The 17144-nt window shown below is 59.1% G+C and carries 14 protein-coding genes and 1 riboswitch; of the genes, 8 read left to right on the top strand and 6 right to left on the bottom strand.

Annotated features, from left to right (window positions below):
- The first annotated feature begins 19 nt into the window (after positions 1–19).
- Together ABD827_RS08105 and uvrD are read left to right on the top strand one after the other, a co-directional pair.
- On the top strand, positions 20–727 hold the full coding sequence (locus ABD827_RS08105) for an HAD-IA family hydrolase (protein ID WP_344963939.1): 708 nt from the start codon (positions 20–22) through the stop codon (positions 725–727).
- A 175-nt stretch (positions 728–902) separates the two neighbouring features.
- Positions 903–3071, top strand: a complete 2169-nt coding sequence (gene uvrD / locus ABD827_RS08110) for a DNA helicase II (protein ID WP_344963941.1) — start codon at positions 903–905, stop codon at positions 3069–3071.
- Between the two features lie 29 nt (positions 3072–3100).
- On the opposite strand, the gene ABD827_RS08115 is transcribed toward uvrD, so the two are convergent.
- From ABD827_RS08115 to rarD, 3 genes are all read right to left on the bottom strand, one after another.
- Complete coding sequence (locus tag ABD827_RS08115) at positions 3101–3733, bottom strand: LysE family translocator (protein ID WP_344963943.1); 633 nt, start codon at positions 3731–3733, stop codon at positions 3101–3103.
- A gap of 61 nt (positions 3734–3794) precedes the next feature.
- Positions 3795–4583, bottom strand: coding sequence for an AraC family transcriptional regulator (locus ABD827_RS08120; protein WP_344963944.1), 789 nt, complete (start codon positions 4581–4583; stop codon positions 3795–3797).
- 4 nt (positions 4584–4587) lie between these two features.
- Positions 4588–5508, bottom strand: coding sequence for an EamA family transporter RarD (gene rarD / locus ABD827_RS08125; protein WP_344963946.1), 921 nt, complete (start codon positions 5506–5508; stop codon positions 4588–4590).
- 215 nt (positions 5509–5723) lie between these two features.
- Between rarD and recQ the strand changes: the two genes are divergently transcribed.
- Positions 5724–7550, top strand: a complete 1827-nt coding sequence (gene recQ, locus ABD827_RS08130; RefSeq protein ID WP_344963948.1) for a DNA helicase RecQ — start codon at positions 5724–5726, stop codon at positions 7548–7550.
- Between the two features lie 46 nt (positions 7551–7596).
- Here recQ and ABD827_RS08135 read toward each other — a convergent pair whose 3' ends face one another.
- Positions 7597–7896 carry a c-type cytochrome gene (locus tag ABD827_RS08135; RefSeq protein ID WP_344963950.1) on the bottom strand — a complete coding sequence of 100 codons (300 nt, stop codon included), beginning with the start codon at positions 7894–7896 and terminating at the stop codon, positions 7597–7599.
- Positions 7897–8109: 213 nt separating this feature from the next.
- Here ABD827_RS08135 and ABD827_RS08140 point away from each other — a divergent pair, with 213 nt between their 5' ends.
- From ABD827_RS08140 to ABD827_RS08150, 3 genes are all read left to right on the top strand, one after another.
- The gene (locus ABD827_RS08140) at positions 8110–9543 is read left to right on the top strand and encodes a protein adenylyltransferase SelO (RefSeq protein ID WP_344963952.1); all 1434 of its coding nucleotides are present in this window, start codon (positions 8110–8112) and stop codon (positions 9541–9543) included.
- A gap of 17 nt (positions 9544–9560) precedes the next feature.
- Complete coding sequence (locus ABD827_RS08145) at positions 9561–9827, top strand: DUF3630 family protein (protein ID WP_344963954.1); 267 nt, start codon at positions 9561–9563, stop codon at positions 9825–9827.
- Positions 9828–10026: 199 nt separating this feature from the next.
- A complete protein-coding gene (locus ABD827_RS08150; protein WP_344963956.1) occupies positions 10027–10698 on the top strand; it encodes a 7-cyano-7-deazaguanine/7-aminomethyl-7-deazaguanine transporter in 672 nt (223 codons plus the stop codon).
- On the opposite strand, the gene ABD827_RS08155 is transcribed toward ABD827_RS08150, so the two are convergent.
- Both ABD827_RS08155 and elbB read right to left on the bottom strand, forming a co-directional pair.
- Entirely contained in the window at positions 10685–11296 is a 612-nt protein-coding gene (locus ABD827_RS08155) for a hypothetical protein (protein WP_344963958.1), read from the bottom strand. The genes ABD827_RS08150 and ABD827_RS08155 overlap by 14 nt on opposite strands.
- Positions 11297–11747: 451 nt before the next feature.
- Entirely contained in the window at positions 11748–12395 is a 648-nt protein-coding gene (gene elbB / locus ABD827_RS08160; protein ID WP_344963960.1) for an isoprenoid biosynthesis glyoxalase ElbB, read from the bottom strand.
- A 311-nt stretch (positions 12396–12706) separates the two neighbouring features.
- Here elbB and polA point away from each other — a divergent pair, with 311 nt between their 5' ends.
- Both polA and thiD read left to right on the top strand, forming a co-directional pair.
- Positions 12707–15445 (top strand): DNA polymerase I, encoded by a 2739-nt coding sequence (gene polA, locus ABD827_RS08165; protein WP_344963962.1) that lies wholly within the window; start codon positions 12707–12709, stop codon positions 15443–15445.
- Positions 15446–16021: 576 nt separating this feature from the next.
- A riboswitch (TPP riboswitch) is annotated at positions 16022–16122 on the top strand.
- A 40-nt stretch (positions 16123–16162) separates the two neighbouring features.
- Positions 16163–16999 (top strand): bifunctional hydroxymethylpyrimidine kinase/phosphomethylpyrimidine kinase, encoded by an 837-nt coding sequence (thiD, locus tag ABD827_RS08170; RefSeq protein WP_344963964.1) that lies wholly within the window; start codon positions 16163–16165, stop codon positions 16997–16999.
- Positions 17000–17144: the final 145 nt, after the last annotated feature.

Raw genomic sequence — 17144 nt, forward strand, 5'->3', positions numbered from 1 at the left:
TTCATGATTAGGAACCCACATGCGCTTTTACAAACGACTGACGAAGGTCAAGGTACTCAGCTTTGATCTGGACGATACCCTGTACGACAACGTGCCGGTGATCGCGGCGGCGGAGGCCTGGCTGCTGGATGCACTCAAGCAGCAGCACCCGGAGTCGACCCTGCTTGGCAAAGACAACCTGGCGGCAATCAAGCGTCGGATTTTGCTGGAACAGCCCGAGCTGAGTCACGACGTCAGCGCCTGCCGCCTGCGGGTGCTGAGCGAAGGCCTGCAACAACAGGGGCTGGACGCTGCGCGGGCCGTCGTTCTGGCCGAGGAATTTTACCAGGGCTTTCTGGATCAGCGCGGTAAAATCATGGTGCCGGAGGCCACTCACCGAGTGTTATCGGCGCTGGGTCAGAAGTACCGGCTGGCGGTGATCACCAACGGCAACCTGCCGATTGAGCATACCGAGCTGGCGCCTTATTTCGATATCGTGCTGCGGGCCGGCGTTGACGGCCGCATGAAACCGGCACCGGATTTGTTCAACCGGCTGGCCGAGCAGACCGGCGTGAGCCTGGCGGAGATCCTGCACATCGGTGACCATATCAACACCGATGTAGCCGGCGCCGTGCACAGTGGTTGCCAGGCGGTGTGGCTTAACGACCATGGCCGGACCGAGGCGGATTTACGCTGTTTGCCCCATGTTGCCCTGGAGCGGTTGGAGCAAATGCTGGAGCTGTTATAATCGCCACCATACTGTAATTCCGGGATGCAAGAGGGACGGAGGGTTGCCACACCGACACGCTGTGAATACATCCTTGTAAGCTCGACGGCGCCATCCCTGGCGCCAACGGTCGGCTTAGGCAATCCCTCCGACCCTCTCCGGCATTGCACCTCATTGAAAAAGAATAGGAGCCAAGATGGATGTATCCAGCCTGCTTGACGGCATGAACGACAAGCAACGGGAGGCGGTTGCCGCCCCCGCCCAGAACATGCTGGTGCTGGCCGGTGCCGGCAGTGGCAAGACCCGGGTGCTGGTGCATCGCATCGCCTGGCTGATGCAGGTGGAGCAGGTTCCGGCTTCTGCCATTCTGGCGGTCACCTTTACCAACAAGGCCTCGGCCGAGATGCGCGGCCGGGTCGAGCAGTTGCTCGGCGGCCGGCTGTTCGGGCTCTGGCTCGGTACCTTTCACGGTCTGGCGCACCGGCTGTTGCGGGCGCATCACCTGGATGCCAATTTGCCGCAGGACTTTCAGATTCTGGACTCGGACGATCAGTTACGCCTGCTCAAGCGCATCCTCAAGGGCATGAACCTGGATGAAAAGCAGTGGCCGCCCCGGCAGGCCGCCGGGTTCATCAATGCCCGCAAGGATGAAGGCCTGCGCCCCAAAGACATTCAGGTGCTCAACGATCCGCTGCAAAAAACCTATCAGCGTATTTATCAGGTGTACCAGGACACCTGTGATCGGGCCGGGCTGGTGGATTTTGCCGAGCTGTTGCTGCGCGCCCACGAGTTGTGGCTGCATAAACCCCATATTCTGGCCCACTATCAGGACCGCTTCCGCCATATTCTGGTGGACGAATTTCAGGACACCAACAGCATTCAGTACGCCTGGTTGCAGATGCTGGCGGGGCAGCAGGCCCGAGTGATGATAGTGGGCGACGACGATCAGTCCATCTACGGCTGGCGCGGCGCCCGGGTCGAGAACATCGCCCGTTTTCTGCGCGACTTTCCCGGCGCCGAGACCATACGCCTGGAGCAGAACTATCGCTCTACCGGCACCATTCTCAAGGCCGCCAACACCCTGATTGCCAACAACGCCGAGCGCATGGGCAAGGAATTGTGGACCGACGGCGAAGAAGGCGAGTCCATCGCCCTCTATGGTGCCTTCAATGAAGTGGATGAAGCCCGCTTCGTGGTCGAGCGCATCAAGCAGTGGCGTCAGCAGGACGGACTGCTGAGCGAGGCGGCCATTCTGTACCGCAACAATGCCCAGTCACGAGTGCTGGAAGAATCGTTGATCCAGGCGCGGCTGCCCTATCGCATCTACGGTGGTTTGCGCTTCTTCGATCGGCAGGAAATCAAGGATGCACTGGGCTACCTGCGGCTGGTCAACAACCGGGGTGACGAGGCGGCGTTCGAGCGTATCGTCAACACTCCCACCCGTGGCATCGGTGAACGAACCCTGGGGCTGGTGCGCGAGGCGGCCCGGGATCGGCAGGTGACCCTGTGGCAGTCGGCCTGGACGCTGGTGGAAGAAAAAGTACTGACCGGTCGTGCCGCCTCGGCGGTGAGCCGTTTTCTGGCCCTGATCAATCAGCTGGAAGACGAAACCCGTGAGCTGCCGCTGCATGTGCAGACCGACCGGGTGATCGAGCTGTCCGGCCTCAAGGCCATGTATCAGGCCGAGAAAGGCGAAAAGGCTCAGGCGCGGGTAGAAAACCTGGAAGAACTGGTCAGCGCCACCCGCCAGTTCACCCCGTCGGAAGACGACGACATGCCGCTGCTGTCGGCCTTTCTGTCGCATGCGGCGCTGGAGGCGGGCGAGAGTCAGGCCGATCAGTTTGACGATGCGGTGCAGCTGATGACGCTGCACTCGGCCAAGGGCCTGGAATTCCCGCTGGTATTCATGGTGGGAGTGGAAGAGGGCATGTTCCCCAGCCAGCAGTCGGCGGAAGAAAGCCATCGGCTGGAAGAAGAGCGCCGGCTGGCCTACGTGGGCATGACCCGCGCCATGAGCAAGCTCTATATCAGCCACGCCGAGAGTCGCCGTCTCTACGGTCGGGAAATGTTCCACCGCCCCAGCCGCTTCATCAAGGAGCTGCCCGCCGATTGTCTGGAAGAGATTCGGCTCAAGGCCAGTGTCAGCCGTGCCGTGCCCAATGGCCGCTTCAGCCAGGATCGGGTGCAGGAAACCTTCAATGAAACCGGGTTCAGGCTGGGCCAGCGGGTGGCGCATCCCAAATTTGGCGAGGGCATAGTGCTCAACTTCGAAGGCGCCGGTGATCACAGCCGGGTGCAGGTCAACTTCAATGACGGCGGCAGCAAATGGCTGGTAACCGCCTACGCCCGGCTGGAAGCGCTTTAACATGGCGGAGCTCGCCTCGGCGTGGGCCGTCAGGCAAATTCTGCCTTGATGACCAGCCACAGTATGGAGCCGGCTACGCCGCAGAACAACAGGCCGCACAGGCCGTTGATCGACCGGCTCCAGGCCTGCAGCCCGGCCTGCACCCGGGATGAGGACAACCAGTAGGCCAGCAACACAAACCAGATCAGGCTCAGTAAAAACAGCTCTGCCACCAGGGCGGTACGGGTCAGCCAGTTGACCTCCGGGCCGACCAGGGCGGCGAGCAGACCGATGAAAAACACCAATGCCTTGGGATTGAACAGGTTGGTATTAAACCCGTACCAGAAGCCATTGCCGGGCAGTCCGCCGGCAGCGGTCGGCATTCCTGGAGCGGCAGCCGGGGTCAGTGCCGCCTGCAACGCCCCCCAACCCAGCCAGCCCATATAAACCGCGCCTGCCAGCCGAACCAGGGTAAACAGCAGCGGATGTCCCTGGATCAGCAGGCTGATGCCGGTGAGGCTCAGTATGCTGTGTACCAGTATGCCGGCGGCAATGCCGAACGCGGCCCCCAGAGCTGCTCGACGCTGGGTAGCAAAACGCAGCATCAGCGCTATATCCGGACCTGGGCTGGCCAGCGCGACGAGATGGATAAGTCCTATGGTAACAAGCAGTGAGAGATTCATGTTCGGCTCCGGCAATGGTGAGACCACAGCCTAGGGAGCAGGTCAGTGGCCGGCTTGTAAGTTATTGCATTTGGGTGCGAAAGCAGGCCGGCGTCAGCCGGTAGGCGGCCACGAAGGCGCGGTGAAAGTGGGCCTGATCAAAAAAGCCCACAGCCTGGGCGGTGTCGGCGATAGTGGTGCCGGCGGCCAGGTATTTTTTAGCCGCCTCCAGTCGTAGTCGCTTGAGGTAGGCGTGGGGGGTGATACCCATGGCCGCGTTGAACCGGCGCAAGAACTGAAAGCGGGACAGACCGAGTTCGGCGGCGAGCTGTTCCAGGTGATGGGTTGCGTCCAGCTCGGCCAGCAGTTTGTCCCTGATGCGAGTGAGGGCGGGCGGCGCCAGCGGCTGTAGTTCCTGATGGGGGAAGAAGGTGGACAACAGCGCCAGCAGGCGGTTTTCGGCTTCCTGCCGGCTGAGTTGCTCCTGCTCCATTTGCCGGTGCAGCGTCAGGCTCTGCCGATAGAGCCGGGGTTGGTTGAGCAGGGGTTGTCCGAAGTAGGGCGTGGCCTGCTGCAGCTCTTCGGCCAGGCCTGCCATCAACTCGGGCGCGATGGAAAACACCCGTACCCGAAAGCCCCGCTCGTCGAAGCAACTGCCGTCGTGGGCGATATCCGGGTTGAGCAGCGAAAGCTGACCCGGCGCCAGCGGCGCCGAGCTACCTTTATGGATAAATTTCTGTGCTCCCAGCTCAACCAAGCCGATATGGTAGTCGAGATGGATATGGCGGCCATAGGTGAAGCCGGCATGGTCTGCCAGGCATAACTCCAGGCCGGCCAAGCCAGGGTATTTCCAGTATTTTACGCTGCTCATTAGATTATTTTATCGTGCCGGGGGCGCCGCTGTTTTGTAAAGAATTGCGTCGCCGCTGCCTGACTCCGTCCAGGGTATAAATCACCAGTGCCACCCAGATCAGGGCGAAGGTGATGATTTTGTCCTGGGTGAAGGGTTCGTCATACAGCCACACCGCCAGCAGAAACATCAGGCTGGGGCCCAGGTACTGGAAAAAGCCGAGGGTCGACAGCTTGAGCCGCTTGGCGGCGCCGGCAAACAACAGCAGCGGTGCCGTGGTCACGATACCGGCGGAGATCAGCCACAGGTTGGTGTTGAGCGAGTTGTTGCTCATCTGGCTGGTGGCGCTGTCGGCAAAGCCCCACAGGTAAACGGTGGCGAGGGGCAGCAGAACCAGGGTCTCCATCATCAGACCGGTAAAGGGGTCTACCGGCACCTTCTTGCGGATTAAACCATAGCAGCCGAAGGAGATAGCCAACACCAGAGCCACCCAGGGCAGGCTGCCGAATACCAGCAGTTGAATCACCACCCCGCTGGCCGCCAGGCCCACCGCCAGCCACTGGATAGGACGAAAGCGTTCGGCCAGAAACAGCATGGCCAGCACGATATTGAACAGCGGATTGATGTAATAACCCAGGCTGGCGTCCAGTATATGGCCGTTGTTCACCGCCCAGATATAGACCAGCCAGTTCCCCCCGATGATGACCGATGACAGCATCAGCATCAGCAGATGCTTCGGCTCTTTCAATATGGCCCGGACGCGGGGCCAGTAACCGAGAGCGCTTATCAGCACCAGCAACAGCAGGAACGACCAGATCACCCTATGGGTAAGAATTTCGTAAGCCGGTACGTGCATCAGTTGTTTGAAGTAGATAGGGGCTATGCCCCACAGGAAGTACGCCCCGAGGGCAAAAATGGCACCCTGAGTGGCCTGGTCTTTTTCCATGGTCATAAATCTGGCTAGGGGAGAAAAGGCCAGTGTAACGACAATATGCCAGGACTGACCAGCAGCAAATGTCACTATGGCAGGGAATTAGAGTGGTTTCGTGTGGATACTTTTTTTCCCAGCCAAGAGGCTGGCCATGACCCCGTGGCCGGTCTGGTTTATTGTTGTCGGGCTCTGCTTTACAATGTCGCTTCGCTTTTACCCGGCAGGCCGAAATGAACTCCTTACCCGAAGAATCTGATTCCGTTCCCATTCCCGACACACCACAGGCGGTGTTGCAGCAGGTGTTCGGCTACCAGAGCTTTCGTGACGGCCAGCAGGAGATCATCGACACCGTGATTGCCGGGCGCGACGCCCTGGTGATCAAGCCCACCGGTGGCGGCAAGTCCATCTGTTACCAGATCCCGGCACTGCTGCGTCCCGGGCTCACCATAGTGGTGTCACCACTGATTTCATTGATGAAGGATCAGGTGGATACCCTGGTCGCCAACGGGGTGGCGGCGGTCTATATCAACAGCTCGCTCAGCCGGGAAGAGATGTTGCGCCACTTTGCGGCCATGCGCCGGGGCGAGCTCAAGCTGGTCTATGTGTCGCCGGAACGGCTGCTGCAGCACGAATTCATGGAGCGCATCGGCGAACTGGAGCTGGGACTGTTCGCCATCGACGAGGCCCATTGTATCTCTCAGTGGGGGCACGACTTCCGGCCCGAATACGCCGCCCTCGGCCGACTCAAGCAGTGGTTCCCCCATATTCCGGTGATGGCGCTCACCGCCACCGCCGACGAGGCCACGCGGCAGGACATGCTGAGCCGGCTGAGCCTGACCGAGCCGCTTATTCATATCTCCAGCTTCGACCGGCCCAATATTCGCTACACCCTGGTGGATAAATTCAAGGGCATCGAGCAGCTGTTGCGCTACGTGGCCGAACAGCCGGGCCACTGTGGCATCGTCTATTGTTCCAGCCGCAAGCGGGTGGAAGAGGTGGCCGAACGGCTGCTGGCCCGGGGGCACAAAGCGGCCAGCTATCATGCGGGACTGCCGCTGGAACTGCGTCAGTCGGTGCAGGAGCGTTTTATCCGCGACGATCTGGACATAGTGGTGGCTACCGTTGCCTTCGGCATGGGCATCGACAAGCCCAATGTGCGCTATGTGGTGCACTACGACATTCCCAAGAATATCGAGTCCTATTATCAGGAAACCGGCCGTGGCGGCCGGGATGGCCTGCCGGCAGAGGCACTGCTGCTGTACGATCCGGGTGATGTGGGGCGGGTGCGCCGCTTGCTGGAAAACAGCGACAACGAACAGCAGGTGCAGGTGGAGTTGTACAAGCTCAACGTGATGGCGGCGTTTGCCGAGTCGCTGACCTGTCGCCGTCAGGTGTTGCTCAATTACTTCGGCGAATACCAGCGCGAGCCCTGTGGCAACTGCGATATCTGCCTGGACCCGCCCAAAAGCTACGATGGCACCGAAGATGCGCGAAAGGCGTTGTCCTGTGTTTATCGGGTGGGTCAGCACTTCGGCGTTATCTATGTGGTGGAGGTGTTGCGTGGTGCAGACACCCAGCGTATTCGCGAACACGGCCACGACAAGCTCTCTACCTATGGGCTGGGCAAAGACAAAAGTCAGGAACATTGGGTCAGCGTGATTCGTCAGTTGATTCATTCCGGCCTGCTGACCCAGAACATCACCCGCAACATGGTGCTGCAGCTGACCGAGGCGGCACGACCGATATTGCGCGGCGAGGCCGGTTTGCAACTGGCGGAACCCCGGTTGGTGCGGGTAAAGCAGAAAGACAAGGGTGAAGCGGTATTGAGCCGGCCCGAAGACAGAGCCTTGTTCAAGGAGCTGCGGCAACTGCGCAAGCAGCTGGCGGTAGAGGCAGATGTGCCGCCTTATGTGGTGTTCAGCGACGCGACCCTGACCGAGCTTGCCCGTTATCGACCCAAAACCGAGCCGGAACTGCTGGGTATCAACGGGGTGGGACAACGCAAGCTGGAGCGCTACGGCGAGGCTTTTCTGGCGCTGCTGCGCCGGCAAGACTAGGTGTGGAAATAAAAAAGCGGGTCCGCCTGAGCGGACCCTAACCGTTTTACAGGCTGGCGTAGTAGGCAGCCAGATCTTCCATGTCCTGATCGGACAGCGGCATGGCCATGGGGGCCATGATGGCGTTGTTACGCTCGCCGGCCTTGAATGCTTTCAGCTGGCTGACGATGTAGGTCGCTTTCTGGCCGGCCAGGTTGGGGTAGATCTCCACGGCGGAAATCCCTTCGGCACCATGGCAGGCAGCACAAACGGCAGACTTGGCTTTGCCGGCTTCGGCATCACCGGCGGCGAAGGCCGGGGCGCTGAGCATGGCCAGAGCGGCGGCGGCGGTCATCAATTTTTTCATGATAGAACTCCATTTTTTTTAGTAGAGGTATTGCTTCCGGACGTCGTTAAATGGCGATAGCTGAGGACAAGACCGGATTTGAACTGACTATCTTACGGTTGTTATCCGGCGCCTGTATGGTGGAGATCAGTAATCGCTATTTATTTCACCAAAGCAGTATAAAGTAAGCCAAGGCCAAAAAGAAAATGCCGTTGATGGCTACAGGACCAAAACATGATATTAAACAATAGATATGCAGAGTTTGACTGGGCCGGTGCCCGGGTCGAGCCGACTCCTCTGTTATCGCCCCGGCTGTTGTTGCTCAATCGAGACCTTGCCGACGAGCTGGGCATGGACCTGTCTGAAACACAGTGGCGGGATCTGACCGGTGGTAACCGGTTGCTGCCGGAAATGGAGCCCTTTGCCCAGGTGTACGCCGGCCATCAGTTTGGCGGCTTCAGCCCCCAGCTGGGTGATGGCCGTGCCCTGCTGCTGGGCGAGGTGGTGGCGCCGAGCGGTGCGCGTTGGGATCTGCATCTCAAGGGGGCCGGCAAGACACCGTATTCCCGCTTTGGTGACGGCCGGGCCGTGCTGCGCTCCTCCTTGCGCGAATACCTGGCCTCCGAGGCCATGCATCATCTGGGCATCGCCACCACCCGGGCGTTAAGCCTGGTCGGCAGTGAAGAGCCGGTATACCGGGAGCGGGTGGAGCCGGGTGCCGCCGTGCTGCGGGCCGCCCCCAGTCATCTGCGTTTCGGTCACTTCGAGTATTTCTATTATAGTGGCCAGCCGGAACGGATCCCCGAACTGCTCGACTATCTGATCGATACCCAATGGCCCGATCTCGCCAAGGATCAGGCCGGTTATGCTGCGTTGTTCGAACGGGTGGTGGAAAAGACGGCAACGATGATTGCCCAATGGCAACTGGTCGGCTTCTGTCACGGCGTGATGAACACCGACAACATGTCGATGCTGGGACTGACGCTGGATTATGGCCCCTACGGTTTTCTCGATGCCTACGATCCGGACCATATCTGCAATCATTCGGATCCGGGGGGCCGCTACGCCTACGATCAACAGCCGGCGGTCGGCAACTGGAACCTGCAGCGACTGGCCCAGTCGCTGTCCGGGGTGATCGAGCTGGAGGCATTGCAGCAGGCGCTGGGTAAATACGAGTACCTGTTGCTGTCGGCCTATTCCGAGGGCATGCGCCAGAAGCTGGGGCTGGATGGCTGGGAAGACGAGGATCCGGCGCTGTTCCGGGAGATGTTTGACCTGATGCAGCGCCAGAAGGTGGATTACAGCTGCTGGTTTCGCCGCCTGGCGCTGTTGGCATCAAGCGGTTCTGTACCCGATGCGGTGTTGGCCCTGCTTGCCGATCCCGAAGCCTGGAGTGACTGGTTTGGCCGTTATCAGGCCCGGCTGGCGCGCGAGGGCAAGGCCCAGGCCGATAAGGTCGTACAGATGAATGCGGTCAATCCCAAATACATACTGCGCAACCATCTGGCTCAGCAGGCGATAGAGCAGGCGGAGCAGGGCGACATGAGCGAGGCCGACCGGCTGCTGATGCTGCTGGCCCGTCCCTTCGACGAGCAGCCCGAACTGGATCATTACGCCATGCCGGCGCCGGCATGGGCCGAATCACTCTGTATTTCCTGTAGTTCCTGATGATGGCGACGACCACGATGCTTAACAGCGATACCCCCCTGACCATGGAAAACTTTCCCGCCTGGGCCGAGGCACTGATCAAGGAACTGGATCTCGAACTGCTCGAACAGGAGCAGGGCGCCGATTATTACCAGTGGCTGGTCAGCTTTGAAGAAAGCCGGTTGTTTCTGTGCTTTCAGCACTATGCGGACTGTGCCTGGCTGCAGCCGTTGAGCGAGAAGGATCGGGATGTGGCCGACTGGCTGACCACCCAGTGGAACCGCCCGCATGACCCCAAGGACTGATGACCGGGGCTGACTGTGTTTGGCGTGCGGCTCTGGAAACTAATTTCAGGTAAAGACAAAAAAGCGATGACAGGGTAAGATGGCGCCGCACGCATTCCGGTGGTTAAAAAAAACGCATTTATCAATGCCGAACGGCTGGTTATACTGGGCGCCGTTTCCGGGATGGGTTCCCTGACCCCATTAATCAAAAAGGTAAAAAATGGTTATTTCCCCCGCTCAATACCGCACGGCGCTGATCCGGCTGTCGCTGTTCCATGTTGCCATCATTGCCGCCAGTAACTATCTGGTGCAGCTGCCCTTTACCCTGTTCGGCTTTCATACCACCTGGGGCGCGCTCAGTTTTCCCTTCATCTATCTGGCCACGGATCTGACGGTACGCATCTTCGGTGCCGACATGGCGCGACGCATTATCTTTCTGGTGATGCTGCCGGCACTGGCTACCTCTTATGTGTTATCGGTGCTGTTTTTCGAGGCGCAATATCAGGGGCTGGGGGCGCTGTCCGAGTTCAACCTGTTTGTGGCCCGCATCGCCCTGGCCAGCTTCATGGCCTATGTGCTGGGACAGATCATGGATGTCTCGGTATTCAACCGGCTGCGGCAGATAAAGACCTGGTGGGTGGCACCCACCTGTTCCACCATCTTCGGTAACCTGGTCGATACTCTGGTGTTCTTCGGTCTGGCATTTTATCGCTCACCGGATCCCTTCATGGCCGAGCACTGGGTTGAAATTGCCTGGGTGGATTACGGCGTCAAGCTGGTGTTCAGTCTGGTGTTGTTCGTGCCCGCCTATGGTTTGCTGCTCAAATACCTGAGCAGCAAGTTTGTCGGCCACGCCAACACCGGCGTCGAGGTTGGCGTTAAAGCCGGGTGATTGCCGCGATATCGAGGGCCTCGGCATAGGCGTTGAGGTCCTCTTCCGTTACGCTCCGGCCGTTGAGCTGGATCAGGATGCGGTTGGCCACCAGCATCTGCAGCTCCCGGCGACTGCCTTCCTCTTTCATCATGGCGGTTTGTCCCTGAATGCGCTTTATCTTGTAACCCCCCATGGCCGCCATGCTGGGGTTGGTAAAGAGTACCGCCATGGTCTGCAGCAGGGGTGAGTCTTTGGTAATGCTGATTTCCAGGCTGCCGCCGTCTTTACGATAACGGCGGGATGCGTTGATACCACCGCCGAAAAAGGCCGCCGAACCGGCCTGGGTATTTACCTTTTCGGCCTGCCAGCCGGCAAGTGGCTCCGGAAACAGGGTGCCGAGTTCGCCGGCCTGCAGCTGACGGATCAGGGTGGCGACATAATCGAACTGTGCCGCCGCCTGTGACAGCTCGCCGGCTTCAAAGGCCCGGTTACCTTCGGTGATGGCCTGCCTGATGTCGGCGTTGGTTTCGGCTTGAGTGTCGGTCTCATCGGCGAACGGTGCACCGGGCAGCAAGAGCCCCGCCCATAACCCAATCCATAAATACGGTTTGTTCATCTGCTTCCCTCCGGCTGTCTTTCATCCATTGTAGTCAAGCTGTCATCGGGGGAGAGTCAGCGGCGGGCCCAAGGAACTCTGTAGTGGCATACTCCTTGGTATCAGGGAGGGCAAAGGGATCTGCTCCGCCGACCTTCTGTTTCAGGGATGAAACAGAGAGCGTACAGGGAGGTATTTACAGCGAGTCGGTGGAACGGGCCATTTGTCCGACCTTTGCAGAGCAACCAAATAGATCAGTTATTTCATCTGCTTGGTATAAATGAAGAAATTTGTTTGCAATTATAAATGATAACGATTATCGTTAACTTGCTTTCGGAACATGACTTCCACTCTCTTCTGCAGTAGGTGAAGCCTCTTTCCAGCGGTAGGTGAAGACAGCTTGCGAAGGCACGACATTGCTCACATTGCTTCCAGAGTTTTAGGCCGGCTTATGCCGGCCTTTTTTTGCTTCTTACATTTCCAGCAGTCGTTTCACCAGCTTGCCGATGCCGGTATCGGCTTCGGTGATGTTTTGGGCCAGCATGTAGGCGGGGGTGGAGATCACCCGGTAATGGCTGTCTTCCACCACGTCGGTCACCGCGCAGCCGATGTGTTCACCGCCCATGGCGGTAAAGGCCTCGGCCACCGCCGCCTCGGTACCTATGGTGCCCTTGACGCCCGCCGGATAAACGCGAGGGATCATGACCGGCGAGATACAGCAGTAACCGGCGGGTTTACGTGCGGCGGCAAAGCCCTTGCAGACGCGCAGCACCTGCGGATCCAGTTGGGCGTCGGCACCCTTGACGGCAAAATCGCACAGGTTTTTAGCGGCACCGAAGCCGCCGGGCAGCAACAGGGCATCGAAGTCGTCCGCGTTCAGCTCGGTGAGCGGCTTGATGTCGCCACGGGCGATGCGGGCGGCTTCTTCCAGCACATTACGATTGCCCGGTTCCTCCTCACCGCCGAGATGATTGATCACATGATGCTGGGGCTTGTCGGGGGCAAAACACTGATAGCTGGCCCCTTGCCTGGCCAGGTGCAGCAGACACAACACGGCCTCGTGAATTTCTGCTCCGTCATAGACGCCGCAGCCGCTCAGAATAACGGCAACTTTTTTCATGTCAGTCTCCTTATTTGGCATTCACAATCTGTGATCCCGCACCGGGCGATCCGTCAGAACTATGCTAGCATTTATTTCGCTCAACAATTGTTCAGAACTTCGTTGCTGTCGATTTTCCACATTTTCAGATCCGCAAGCAAGATCCACATTTAAAATATAAGCTTTTGATATTTAATGGATCTTTTATTTTATCAGGATCTTGCCGCGATCCGCTTTGCACAGAGTTATCCACAGGCTTGTCCGGGGCCATCGTGGTGTCGGCGGCTCGGCTGTGGCATGCTAGCGGCCAACGCATTAACGAGAAAGATGTCATGGTTGCCATTCCTGCCAAACCCCTGATCCTGGTCGATGGATCTTCCTATCTGTACCGTGCCTATTTTGCTTCCCAGCAGGCCGATTTACGCACCAGCGACGGTCGTCCCAGCGGTGCGATCCGAGTGGTCACCAACATGCTGCGCAGCCTGCACAAGCAGTTTCCCGACTCCCGGGTGACGGTAGTATTTGACGCCAAGGGCAAAACCTTTCGCGACGAAATCTACCCGGAATACAAGGCGCAACGACCCTCGATGCCGGACGATCTGCGCAGCCAGGTTCAGCCCATTCATGACATCATTCGAGCCATGGGGCTGCCGTTGTTGATCGAAGATGGGGTTGAGGCGGATGACGTGATCGGCACCCTGGCCCGCCAGGCGACCGAACAGCAGCTGGATGTGGTGATCAGCACCGGCGACAAGGACATGGCCCAGCTGGTGTCGGATCATGTGCTGCTGATGGATACCATGAAGAACAGCTTCATGGATCGCGACGGCGTGATAGAGAAGTTTGGCGTGCCGCCGGAGCTGATCATCGATCTGCTGGCGCTGGTTGGCGACAAGGTCGACAACATACCGGGCATGCCCGGAGTGGGCGAAAAAACCGCGCTGGCCCTGTTGCAGGGGCTGGGTTCGATCGACGAGATTGCCGCCAATACCGACAAGGTGGCCGCGCTGGGCTTTCGCGGCTCCAAGACGTTTGCCGCCAAATTCGTCGAACATCAGGAGATGGTCCGGCTGTCACGCGAGCTGGCGACCATCAAGACCGACGTGGCACTGGAGTGGGGCCCGGCCGATCTGCAGCAAAGCGAGCCCGACACCGAGGCCCTGAAGGCGCTTTACCGGGAATACGAGTTCCGCAACCTGCTGGAAGAGCTGGAGCCGGGCCAGAACAAGGAACCCGCCACAGCACCGGCGCCGGCCATGGCCACCGACTATCAGACCCTTCTTACCGAAGCAGAGCTGAACGACTGGGTCGAGCGGCTGGCGCAGGCGCCTTATTTTGCCTTCGACACCGAAACCACCAGCCTCAACTATAGAGATGCCCGGGTGGTGGGCGTGTCTTTTGCCGTCGAGCCGGGTCAGGCCGCCTATGTGCCCTTCGGCCATGATTATCTGGATGCGCCCGAACAGCTGAGCGAAGCCACCGTGCTGGGCGCGCTCAAGCCGCTGCTGGAAGACGAACAAGTCGTCAAGCTGGGCCAGAACCTGAAATACGATGCCAACGTGCTGAAAAATCACGGTATCGAGCTGAAAGGCATCGGCCTGGATACCATGCTGGAATCTTATGTACTGAATTCGGTGCAAACCCGGCACGACATGGACAGCATGGCGGCGTTCTATCTCAACCATAACACCATGTCATTCGAGTCTATTGCCGGCAAGGGCGCCAAACAGCTGACCTTCAACCAGATACCGCTGGAGCAGGCCGGTCCCTATGCGGCGGAAGACGCCGACGTCACCCTGCGGCTGCATCACCATCTGGCACCGAAACTGGCGGTCGAACCCGAGCTGCAGCAGGTGTTCAGCGATATCGAAATGCCGCTGGTACCGATTCTGGCGCAAATGGAATATACCGGGGTGCGCATCGACAGCGGCCTGCTGGCCATTCAGAGCGAAGAAATTGCCAAGCGCCTGAAAGAGCTGGAGCTGGAAGCCTTTGAGCTGGCCGGCGAACCCTTCAATCTGGGCTCACCCAAGCAGTTGGGCGAAATCCTGTTTACCAGGCTCGAACTGCCGGTGCTGAAGAAAACCCCCAAGGGCGCACCCTCTACCGCCGAAGAAGTACTGCAGGAACTGGCGCTGGACTATCCGCTGCCCAAGCTGCTGATGGAATACCGGGGCTTGAGCAAGCTCAAGTCGACCTATACCGACAAGTTGCCGCAAATGGTCAACGAGCACAGCGGTCGCATTCATACCTCCTACCATCAGGCCAATACCGCCACCGGCCGGCTGTCGTCGTCGGATCCCAACCTGCAGAACATTCCCATCCGTACCGCGGAAGGACGGCGTATTCGCCAGGCCTTCGTGGCGGCGCCCGGTTACCGGGTGGTGGCGGCGGATTACTCCCAGATTGAACTGCGCATCATGGCGCACCTGTCGCGAGACAAGGGCCTGCTGGACGCCTTCGCCCAGGGGCTGGATATTCACAAGGCCACCGCCGCCGAGGTATTCGGCGTGGCGCTGGATCAGGTGACCACAGAACAGCGCCGTCGGGCCAAGGCCATCAACTTCGGCCTTATCTACGGCATGAGCGCCTTTGGACTGTCGCGCCAGCTTGGCATCGGCCGTAATGAGGCCCAGCAGTACATGGATATCTATTTCGAGCGTTATCCGGGCGTGCTGCGCTACATGGAAGACACCCGTGCCCTGGCCGCCGACAAGGGTTATGTGTCTACCCTGTTCGGTCGCCGACTGTACCTGCCGGAGATCAATGCCAAGAACGGTGCCCGCCGCAAGGGTGCCGAACGGGCCGCCATCAACGCGCCGATGCAGGGCACCGCCGCCGATATCATCAAGAAGGCGATGATTCAGGTTTCCGGCTGGCTGGAGCAGCAACAAATCGATGAAGTACAGATGCTGATGCAGGTGCACGATGAGCTGGTGTTCGAAATTCGCGCAGACAAGGTCGAATCCTTCAAGGAGCAGATCCGCGATCTGATGGAGCAGGCCGCCAGCCTGGATGTGCCGCTGCTGGTGGAAGTTGGCGAAGGCGACAACTGGGACGAGGCGCATTAACTGCAGCCGTAAGCTATAAGCCGTCAGTTAAAAACCAAACACCGAACCAGCAGGCTCGGTGTTTTTTTATGTGTGATACCAACTTGAATAAAGATCTGATCATTTTTAAACCCGAGCTCAGAGGCAACACAGCCGCCTCCCTCGACACGCCACTGGGCTAGCCATCTTTGCTGGGTAACGGCTGCGAATATTCACTGGATATTCGGTCCATTACCCAACAAAGATACACGGCAGCAAGCTGCCCCATGGGGGCTCGGAAATGCCATCCATGGCATTTCACGGTCGTGGGAGGCGATCTCTGCTGCCTCTTCTCGAGCATCGAGTTGTCTGTAGACGGCGCTAACAGACAACTCCGGTGCATCAAGGAGGACAAAGGGAGCTGTTCAGCCGACCATCCGCGCCACGGATGGCGCGGCTGAGCCTCCAGGGAGGGATTCACGGCGAGTCGGCGGAGCGGACCCTTTGTTCGACTTTTATACAAGAATGAAATAGATCATTTGTTTAGTGGGGTTGGTATGACTTACAGCGTACAGCGGGGATTTCTGGTCTTTACGGTCCCGGGTCGTTATTATCGAGTCTTGTTAGTCGGGGAGCCGCGAGGCTGAGACGGTATCAATGCCGGACCCGCCGTACCTGATCCAGTTAATGCTGGCGTAGGAAACTAACGGGCAAGCGTCAGTTTGCCGGTGGTGCCTTCGCCCGGAGGACCATAAGGATATGACCAGTCACACCCCCCAAGATCATCAAGCCGCCAGTCACAAACCGATAGTGCTGACCATTGCCGGATCCGACAGCGGTGGTGGTGCCGGTATTCAGGCCGACATCAAGGCCATTTCTGCCACCGGCGGCTATGCCTGCTCGGTGATCACCGCCCTGACCGCCCAGAACACCCGCGGTGTCAGCGCCGTGCATCCGGTACCGCAGGAGATGATCCGCGCCCAGCTGGAAGCGGTATTCAGTGATTTGCAGGTCACGGCGGTCAAGGTCGGCATGCTGGGCGACAGCGCCACCATTCGTACCGTGGCCGAGGTGCTGCGTCGTTATCGTCCGGCCCATCTGGTGGTGGATCCGGTGATGGTCACCGCCAATGGCGACATGCTGCTGGCCGAGGATGCGGTCATCAGCCTGCGAGAAGAACTGCTGCCACTGGCCGATGTGATCACCCCCAACCTGCCGGAGGCGGCGGCGCTGATCGGCAGCCCAGTGCCTGCAACCCTGGCCGATGTCGAGTCTCTGTTTGCCGGACTCGCCAACCTGGACTGTGCCGCTGTGCTGCTCAAGGGCGGTTTTCTGCAGCAGGAGTCGCGCAGTCCGGACTGGTTATTGAAGGATGGCGAAGTACACTGCTTCGATACGCCGCGGGTGATCACCCCCAATACCCACGGCACCGGCTGCACCCTGTCGGCGGCGCTGGCCTGCTATCTGGGGCAGGGGCTGGCGATGGATCTGGCGGTCTCCACCGCCAAGCATTATATCGATCAGGCCATTCTGGCCGGCAGCAGTTTGCGCATCGGCCAGGGGCGAGGGCCGGTGGAGCATTTCTTCTCGCGCTGAAGGAATGGCATAAATAGCGATCGGTATCGCACGCAGAGCCGCCATTACCGGGCTCTGCTTGCGTTTTGATGGGGTGGCTTGTAGTATCGACCGCCATAACAACTTAAAAAAACATTCGATTAACTGCTTGAAAGTTAATTGAAAT

The organism is Oceanisphaera sediminis (assembly GCF_039539745.1).
GTDB lineage: Bacteria > Pseudomonadota > Gammaproteobacteria > Enterobacterales > Aeromonadaceae > Oceanimonas > Oceanimonas sediminis.

Excerpts from the sequence above, each read along its gene's own strand:
- ABD827_RS08105 (WP_344963939.1), top strand. The coding sequence starts at position 20 with ATGCGCTTTTACAAACGACTGACGAAGGTCAAGGTACTCAGCTTTGAT.
- uvrD (WP_344963941.1), top strand. The coding sequence starts at position 903 with ATGGATGTATCCAGCCTGCTTGACGGCATGAACGACAAGCAACGGGAG.
- ABD827_RS08115 (WP_344963943.1), bottom strand. The coding sequence starts at position 3,733 with ATGAATCTCTCACTGCTTGTTACCATAGGACTTATCCATCTCGTCGCG.
- ABD827_RS08120 (WP_344963944.1), bottom strand. The coding sequence starts at position 4,583 with ATGAGCAGCGTAAAATACTGGAAATACCCTGGCTTGGCCGGCCTGGAG.
- rarD (WP_344963946.1), bottom strand. The coding sequence starts at position 5,508 with ATGGAAAAAGACCAGGCCACTCAGGGTGCCATTTTTGCCCTCGGGGCG.
- recQ (WP_344963948.1), top strand. The coding sequence starts at position 5,724 with ATGAACTCCTTACCCGAAGAATCTGATTCCGTTCCCATTCCCGACACA.
- ABD827_RS08135 (WP_344963950.1), bottom strand. The coding sequence starts at position 7,896 with ATGAAAAAATTGATGACCGCCGCCGCCGCTCTGGCCATGCTCAGCGCC.
- ABD827_RS08140 (WP_344963952.1), top strand. The coding sequence starts at position 8,110 with ATGATATTAAACAATAGATATGCAGAGTTTGACTGGGCCGGTGCCCGG.
- ABD827_RS08145 (WP_344963954.1), top strand. The coding sequence starts at position 9,561 with ATGCTTAACAGCGATACCCCCCTGACCATGGAAAACTTTCCCGCCTGG.
- ABD827_RS08150 (WP_344963956.1), top strand. The coding sequence starts at position 10,027 with ATGGTTATTTCCCCCGCTCAATACCGCACGGCGCTGATCCGGCTGTCG.
- ABD827_RS08155 (WP_344963958.1), bottom strand. The coding sequence starts at position 11,296 with ATGAACAAACCGTATTTATGGATTGGGTTATGGGCGGGGCTCTTGCTG.
- elbB (WP_344963960.1), bottom strand. The coding sequence starts at position 12,395 with ATGAAAAAAGTTGCCGTTATTCTGAGCGGCTGCGGCGTCTATGACGGA.
- polA (WP_344963962.1), top strand. The coding sequence starts at position 12,707 with ATGGTTGCCATTCCTGCCAAACCCCTGATCCTGGTCGATGGATCTTCC.
- thiD (WP_344963964.1), top strand. The coding sequence starts at position 16,163 with ATGACCAGTCACACCCCCCAAGATCATCAAGCCGCCAGTCACAAACCG.